Genomic DNA, 1,264 nt, shown 5'->3' with positions numbered 1-1,264 from the left:
GCGTTGCCGATCCACCGCCGATCCTGCCGAACCCCTTTCCGATGCCGAGCTGCTCATCGGCCTGGTGGTCTCACCATCCCTGAGTGCGATGCTCGGCCCCGAGGTCACCACCTCGGTGCGCAAGATTTTGGTGCAGCGGTATCCGGGAGTGCGCTGGCAACTGAAGATGGCCGAAGACCGGCTGGTCGATCCACCCACCGAGACCTTGGACCTGCTGGAGGCGGCCCGAAACCGCGTGCTGGAGGAGAACTGGGATTTGGCCGTGGTGCTCACCGAGATCCCCCTGAAGACCGGCCGACGTCCGGTGCTCACCCAGCTCAGCCCCGTGCACGGGGTAGGACTGGTCTCCGTCCCAACCCTGGGAGCCGTGCACGTGCGGCAGAAGGTGCAAGAGACCACCGTGCACGTGGTCGGGCAGCTCCTGGGCTACGACGCCGAAGACCTCAACGCCCAGCGGGATCTTGCTCGAAGAGCCCACCAGCTGTCCACCGATCTCGACGAACGCCCGGACGACAACGTCGTGCAGTTCACGGCCCGAGTGCTGAGCGGCAACGTGCGGTTGCTGCTGGGCATGATCCGCGCCAACCAGCCTTGGGCCTTCGTGGCCCGGCTCTCCCGGGCGATGGTCGTGGCAGCGGCCACCGGCATGCTGACATTGGTGGCCTCGGACCTATGGGTACTGGCCATGGCCTACGGGCCGGTGCGCCTGGTCCTGCTGGCGGTGATGGCGATCGGGGCGGTGAGTGCCACCCTGATCCTGGGAGCCGACTTGTGGGAGCGCCCACGGCGGCGAGCCCAACGTGAGCAGGTGATCCTGTTCAATTTGGCCACCACCGCGACCGTGGCCATCGGGGTTGTGGTGTTCTACCTCGGCTTATTCATCCTGTCCTGGGTCGGCGCGCTGCTGCTCATCGACGAGCAGGTACTGGCCGGTATCGCCGGTCACCCAGTGAACGCTTTGGACTACGCGAAGATCAGCTGGCTCACCGCCAGCCTGGCCACCGTGGGCGGAGCACTAGGAGCTGGCCTGGAGGACGACGATGTGGTGCGCGCCGCTGCCTACACCCGGTCCAGCACCTGACACAGCCCCAGCACAGAAGAAACTGAAACATCTACGCGTTGATGCCACGTCTATGCAGGTGTCATTGCCGGTCGCGATGACTTGGTGGGCTCAGCGCAGTGCGCTGCCTCGTACTCGGCGGGTGGGGCGTTGCCGAGGCGGGTGTGCGGGCGGGCGCTGTTGTACCTGTCGATCCGGGATCCG

At 66.1% G+C, this 1,264-nt stretch carries 1 protein-coding gene; it reads left to right on the top strand.

Features of this window, described 5'->3' with window-relative positions; all coding sequences use genetic code 11:
• Nucleotides 1-1,081, top strand: a 1,081-nt coding sequence (locus tag GOSPT_RS10390; RefSeq protein WP_005205847.1) for a hypothetical protein, incomplete at its 5' end; no start/stop codon positions are given.
• Nucleotides 1,082-1,264: the final 183 nt, after the last annotated feature.

Origin of the sequence: Gordonia sputi NBRC 100414 (genome assembly GCF_000248055.1) — a bacterium.
GTDB lineage: Bacteria > Actinomycetota > Actinomycetes > Mycobacteriales > Mycobacteriaceae > Gordonia > Gordonia sputi.
This window is presented reverse-complemented; position numbering and strand designations above follow the sequence as displayed.